Here is a 6223-nt window from a genome sequence, read left to right as displayed (position 1 = left end):
CAGCGTCATGCCGATCGCCAGCAGTCCGGTAATGGCGACATGCTGCGTCATAATCAGCAGGTTCGATGGCGTAAGAAAGTTCGGCACCATCACGCTGAAAAAGCCGATGACAATCAGCAGCGCGATAAAGGTGCGCGCTTTCAGCAGGTACATATAGAGCAGGTATTTTTGGTTCATCATCTCTCCTGCAGGCGGTCACAGCCGCCCGTCAACGCGGAAACCCGCGGCTAGTCATGCGGCGTCGAGGCCGTAATCAGTTTCTCGCGCGTCGCTTCGGCGCGGGTTAAGTCGGCGGTGATACGTCCATCAGCCATGACCAGCACGCGGTCCGCCAGCGCCATCACCTCATCCAGCTCGGAAGAGGAGAACATCACCGACAGTCCCTGCTGCGCCAGCGTGCCGATCAGGTGATAGACGTCGGTTTTCGCGCCGACATCGATGCCGCGCGTCGGCTCATCCAGCAGCACCACCTGCGGCCCGGTCATCAGCGCTTTGCCCAGCACCACCTTCTGCTGGTTGCCGCCGCTCAGGGAGGTAATGGGCAGCTCGGGATCGCTGACTTTAATCGCCAGGTGCTGGATCATCTCGTCCACGCGCCGCTTCTCTTTCGCGGGATGCAGCAGACGCAGCGCGCGGCGAAAACCGCGCAGGCTGAGATCGGTCAGCGTCATGTTGGCGGTGATCGACATCAGCTGCACCACGCCCTCGCCCTGACGATCCTCCGGCACCAGCGTGATGCCGCGCTTCAGCCGCTGCTGAAAGCTGCATCGCTCCAGCGCGCTGCCCGCCAGCCGCACCTTGCCCGCCTGGCACTGCATCAAACCGATCAGCCCCTTAAACAGCTCGGTGCGCCCCGCCCCCAGCAGGCCGTAAATGCCGATGACCTCGCCTTTGCGCAGCGAGAAGCTGACGTCGTTCAGCCGATAGCCGCCGTTCTGATGCAGTGCGGTCAGGCCCTCCACCTCCAGCACCGTTTCGCCCTGCGGCGCCGCCTGATAGTCGAAGTGCTTTTTCTTGTCGCCGACCATCTGCTCAATAATCCAGGGCACGCTGGCGTCACGCACTTCGCGCTCGCTGATAAAACGGCCGTCGCGGAAAATGGTGATGTGGTCGCCGATCTCCATCAGCTCCTCCAGCCGGTGCGAGATATAGATAATGGTGACGCCGCGCCGCTTCAGCTGGTCGATAACGTTGAACAGCACCTTAACTTCCGACTGGCTGAGCGCGCTGGTCGGCTCGTCCATAATCAGCACGCGCGTGTCTTTGGAGAGCGCCCGCGCGATCTCCACCAGCTGCTGGTGGCCGATGCCCAGCTCGCCCAGCGGCGCGCGAGGATCGACATCCAGCTCCAGCCGTTCAAGCAGCGATTTCGCCAGCGCATACTGGTACTTCTCATTGATCACTCCGCGCTGAAAGAACTCATTGGCGATAAAGATGTTGTCCATTACGTTCATGTTGGGAAACAGGTTCAGCTCCTGAAAGATAATGCTGATGCCCTGTTTTTCCGCCTGATGCGTTGAGGAGAGCGACACCGGCTGACCGTCGAGCAGGATTTCGCCGCTGGAGGGCGTCTCCACGCCAGCCAGCATCTTCATCATGGTGGACTTGCCCGCGCCGTTTTCGCCGATCAGCACGTTGACCTTGTTGCGGTAGACGCGGTAGTTGACCTGATCGAGCGCAGTGACGCCGGGATAGATGCGCGACAGGCCGCGCGTCTCGATAATCACCTCGCTGGCCGCGTCCGTCTGGGAATGCTGCATAGCCGCTCCTTACTGCCGCGCGATGGCGACAGGCGTCACGTTGGGGATCTGCTGTGGCACGTCCCAACTGCTGAACACGCCCGTCAGCTGAACCTTGTCGCCCACTTTCGGTTTGAAGGCGGTCATCATGCTGGAGGCCTGCTGATTGATGGCGCGGCCGTAGTCGCCGAACAGCACCTGATCGTTGAAGTCCTGATAGCTCGCCCCTTTAAAGGCGTCGCGCAGCGCGGTGCCGGGGATAATCGGGCCGGTCTGCACCGTTACGTTTTCGCCGGAGCGATCTTTCACCGTCATGCGGCCATTGCGCGACGTGGTATTGACCGCCGTCACTTCGCCGCTGAGGCTGACACTAAAGACACAGGGATTTTCCGCCTGGCTGCGGTAGCCGAGGGTGCTGCAGGCGGTATCGAAATCTTTCGCCGACTGCAGCGCCTTCAGCAGTTCGTCCGCCGGTTTCGCGTCGTGCTGCACCTGAGGCACCAGCTGCTCGCGCCACGTCCGGGCGATATTCGCCATTTTTGGATTAGGCGGATTTTTCAGATCCGCCAGCTCCTGCTGCGACACAATGCGGCAACCGCTGAGCACAATCATGGGAAGCAGAAGCCAGAGTCGTCTGTCCATTCGTTTCTCCTGGCGCCCGCCGGGCATGGGCGCCGCTGCGATTAATTACGACTTAAAGTTGAAGTCCTGCACGCCGCTGGCGTTATCCGGCGTAATCAAAATGCCGCGGAACATCACGCGCTGCTTCGCCGGTTTAGTGCCTTTCTGAATGAAGTTATCCAGGTCGGTGACGCCCTGCGCGGCGATGGCCTGCGCCTGCAGCATAACCGTGGCCTTCAGCGTGCCGGCCTTCACCGCGTCGCGCTCGTCGTTGCTGCCGTCGATGCCGACCACGGTGACGTCGTCGCGTCCCGCCGCCTTCAGGGCGGCAATCGCGCCCAGCGCCACCGGACCGTTGCCGCAGATCACCCCTTTTACATCCGGATGCGCCTGCAGGATGCTGTCCATAATGCGCTTGCCGTCGATCAGGGTGCCTTTCGCATCCTGCCGCGCCACGCTCTGCATATCGGGATACTGGTCGAGCACCTGATGGAAGGATTTAGATCGCGTCACGCAGTTGTTATCCGCCAGGTTGCAGGTCAGTTCGGCATATTTGCCCTTCTCGCCCATCTTCTCGACAAACACGGTGGCGACGTCGGAACCGGCCTGGAAGTTGTTATGGGTGATCTGCTCCAGCGCCACGTCATCCACCGGGATTTCGCGGTTGATCAGCACCACCGGAATACCGGCGTCTTTGGCTTTTTTAATCGCGGCGACGCTGGCGGTAGAGTCGGCGTTGTCCAGAATAATGCCCTGCACCTTTTTACCGATGGCGGCGTCAATCAGCTCGCTCTGCTTCTTCACATCCTCGCCGTGGGAGAGCACCGAGGTTTTGTAGCCCAGCGCCTGCGCCTTCAGGTTGGCGCCTTTGGCTTCCGAGGCGTAGTAGGGATTATCCAGCGAGTTAACGAGGATCATAATGGTGCCTTTCTCCGCCGCGAAACCGGCGCTGGAGAAGAGGCTGGCGGCTATGGCGGTGCACAACAGGGAGCGGATTTTCATAATGATGTTCTCTCTCTTAGTTGTAGGGTCGTGACGCTTCAGGGATGAGGTGTTGCATTACCAGATGGTGAAACCGCCATCGATCATCAGATCGGCGCCGGTAATCATGTCGCTGCCGTTGCTGGCGAAAAACAGCACAGCGGCGGCGATTTCGTCGGTGTAGGCGAAGCGCCCTAAGGGGATCAGATTTTTCATCTGTTCGCCCTTTTCGCCGCGCCAGGCTTTTTCGCCCATCGGCGTCAGCACCACGGTGGGCGAGAGGGTGTTAACGTTGATGCGGTGCGGCGCGAACTCTTTTGCCATCACTTTGGTCATGCCGAGCAGGCCCGCTTTCGCGGAGGTATAGGCGACGTGATTGTCGATAGCGATCGAAGCCGCCTGCGAGGCGATATTAATGATTTTGCCGCCGTTGCCCGCCGCGACCATGCGTTTGCCCGCCGCCTGGGCGCAGAGAAAAGGCCCGGTCAGATTGACGGCGATCTGCTTCTGCCATTCGGCGAAATCGGTCTCCAGCACCGGCTGTAACATTACGTAGCCGGCACAGTTAATCAGAATGTCGATCTGGCCGTAGTGGCGCGCCACCTCGTCAAACGCCTGCTCCACCGAGGCCGGGTCGGTCACGTCGCAGGTAACGAACAGCACCTTATCGGCGTCAAAAGCGTCACGCAGGCTGGCTACCTTTTCCGCTTCGAAAGGTGGATAGAGCAGCGCCAGGCGCGCGCCCTTCGCCAGCAGCATCTCGTTGCTCGCCATGGCGATACCCCCTAACCCGCCGGTCACCACCGCCACTTTGCCGCCAAGATCCAGGTTGCTGTCGACGCCGTAGCGCAGGTTTACGTCATATTCGCTGCTCATCTGTTCCTCTCTTGTCTCTTGCTGGCGACCGGTCCAGTTAAAAACGGATTTTTTCCGGGCTTACGGGATATTTGATTTTCGAACAAAAATATAAGCTATCGAAACGCAATGGTATGTGGGTGAGATCAAATTTTATACACCTCGCAGCAATTATTTTTATCCCCTTGTTTTAGCGTGATATCGTCTATACAGCGCAGGTGCGGCATGGATAAAGACGCTACGCGAACCCAGTGCATTCAGTAACATGCGGCTATATCATTTTCGTTCGAAAACAAAAACCGCAATGGGTCGTCTCGCATTCGCTAAAAGTGCGGGGTAAACTCAGCGACAGGCGTTTACTCGCCCGGAAAGACCGGGTTTGAGAAGAGGGAGCATTTCGATTGAAAAGCAAAATTGAGCAGCTTGCCGATATGCAGCAGCGTCGTGAAAAGATTCTGGAGATGATCCGTGAAGACGGTACGGTAACGGTTAAGGCGTTGACGGAAGTCTTCGGCCTGACGGAGGCCACCATCCGCACCGACCTGAGAATGCTGCAAAAGCAGGGCTTTGTGCAGCGCTATCACGGCGGTGCGACGCTGATGACCGGCAAGCAAAATACCGGCGCGCTGCTGCTGGAGCGGCAAACCCATCTGGAAGAGAAAGAGGCGATTGGACGTCTGGCGGCGCAGCATATCGAAAACGGCGACACGGTGATTTTCGATTCAGGCACCACCACCACCGCTATCGCCGAGGCGATCGGCCATATTCGCCGTCTGTCGGTAGTGACGACGGCGGTCAATATCGCCCTGAAGCTGGGCGGCGAACCGGGCATCAACATTCTGCTCACCGGCGGCACCTTTAAATTCCCGACGCTCTCCACCTCCGGCGAAAAGGCGGCGCGCTTTTTTGAAAACGTGCTGGCGCAAAAGCTGTTCCTCGCCACCGCCTGCATTTCGCCGCGCCTGGGCCTCAGCTTTCCCAGCGAGACCGATATCAAAGTGAAAATGGCGATGATCAACTCCGCCAGTACGGTTTATGTAGTGGCGGACTCCAGCAAAATCGACAAGGTGTCGATGTTCGCGCTGCCCTGCGACTGGAGCCATATCCACTATCTGATCACCGATGACGGCATCAGCGCGGCGCAGATCGCCGCCTTTGAAGCGCTCGGCGTTAACGTGCTGGTCGCCTCGCTGCCGCAGGCGCAGCGCCGCGCGGTTTAAGCCTGGGCGACGGCGGCGCTCTGCTGCGCGGCTGACGCGTAGCGCACTACTTCCCCAACAATCAGCAGCGACGGAGAGACCGGCCGCTGCTCCTCTACCGTCTGCGCCAGCCCGGCCAGCGAGGTGATCAACACCCGCTGATCCGGTCGCGTGCCGTTCTCGATAATCGCCACCGGCGTATCGCCCGCGCGGCCCTGGCGCTGAAGCTGCGCGGCAATCGAGGCGCTCCAGCGCAGCCCCATATAAAACACCAGCGTCTCGCGGGCGTCGCTGAACGCCCGATCCCCCAGCTGCGGCTCGCCGAGTTTGCCGTGGCCGGTGATCAGGCGCAGCGACTGGGCGCAGTCGCGGTGCGTCAGCGGGATATTGCTGGCGGCAGCGCAGCCCACGGCGGCGGTAATGCCGGGCACCACCTCGCAGCGCACCTGCGCCTGCTGCAGAAAAGCCAGCTCCTCGCCGCCGCGCCCGAAGATAAAGGGATCGCCGCCTTTCAGACGCACCACCTCGCGGCCGCCGCGCGCCAGATCCACCAGCAGCTGATTGATCTCACCCTGCTTCAGCCCGTGGCGGCCTGGCTGCTTGCCGACGTCGATACAGAGCGCCGAGGCCGGCACCTCCGCCATCACCGCCTCGCTCACCAGCCGGTCATAGACCACCACCTCCGCCTGATGCAGCAGCCTCAGCGCTTTTACCGTCAGCAGCTCGACGTCGCCCGGCCCCGCGCCCACCAGCCAGACGCGCCCTTCTCCTTCGCCCGGCGACAAAAGTTTATTCAGTGAATCGATCGCGTTGGTCATAGCATTCTCC

Annotated in this window: 6 protein-coding genes and 1 pseudogene; 1 reads left to right on the top strand and 6 read right to left on the bottom strand. The window is 60.3% G+C overall.

Annotated elements, in window-relative coordinates; all coding sequences use genetic code 11:
* From B3797_RS03725 to B3797_RS03705, 5 genes and pseudogenes are all read right to left on the bottom strand, one after another.
* Nucleotides 1-177, bottom strand: a pseudogene (locus B3797_RS03725) (ABC transporter permease); the annotation flags it as partial.
* Nucleotides 178-227: 50 nt separating this feature from the next.
* Nucleotides 228-1760, bottom strand: a complete 1533-nt coding sequence (locus tag B3797_RS03720) for a sugar ABC transporter ATP-binding protein (protein WP_311790423.1) — start codon at nucleotides 1758-1760, stop codon at nucleotides 228-230.
* Nucleotides 1761-1769: 9 nt separating this feature from the next.
* Nucleotides 1770-2381: a DUF2291 domain-containing protein gene (locus tag B3797_RS03715; protein WP_311781579.1), complete on the bottom strand. Its 612-nt coding sequence runs from the start codon at nucleotides 2379-2381 to the stop codon at nucleotides 1770-1772.
* A 45-nt stretch (nucleotides 2382-2426) separates the two neighbouring features.
* Nucleotides 2427-3362 carry a D-ribose ABC transporter substrate-binding protein gene (locus B3797_RS03710; protein WP_120452318.1) on the bottom strand — a complete coding sequence of 312 codons (936 nt, stop codon included), beginning with the start codon at nucleotides 3360-3362 and terminating at the stop codon, nucleotides 2427-2429.
* 57 nt (nucleotides 3363-3419) lie between these two features.
* On the bottom strand, nucleotides 3420-4217 hold the full coding sequence (locus B3797_RS03705) for a GolD/DthD family dehydrogenase (protein ID WP_311790422.1): 798 nt from the start codon (nucleotides 4215-4217) through the stop codon (nucleotides 3420-3422).
* A gap of 380 nt (nucleotides 4218-4597) precedes the next feature.
* Here B3797_RS03705 and B3797_RS03700 point away from each other — a divergent pair, with 380 nt between their 5' ends.
* Nucleotides 4598-5416 carry a DeoR/GlpR family DNA-binding transcription regulator gene (locus B3797_RS03700; protein WP_126688793.1) on the top strand — a complete coding sequence of 273 codons (819 nt, stop codon included), beginning with the start codon at nucleotides 4598-4600 and terminating at the stop codon, nucleotides 5414-5416.
* Here B3797_RS03700 and cobA read toward each other — a convergent pair.
* On the bottom strand, nucleotides 5413-6213 hold the full coding sequence (gene cobA, locus B3797_RS03695; RefSeq protein ID WP_311790421.1) for a uroporphyrinogen-III C-methyltransferase: 801 nt from the start codon (nucleotides 6211-6213) through the stop codon (nucleotides 5413-5415). The genes B3797_RS03700 and cobA overlap by 4 nt on opposite strands.
* Nucleotides 6214-6223: the final 10 nt, after the last annotated feature.

The organism is Pantoea sp. UBA5923 (genome assembly GCF_002431095.1).
Classification (GTDB): domain Bacteria; phylum Pseudomonadota; class Gammaproteobacteria; order Enterobacterales; family Enterobacteriaceae; genus Pantoea; species Pantoea piersonii.
Note: the sequence above shows the minus strand (reverse complement) of the source record. Positions and strands in the feature narration are given on the sequence as shown.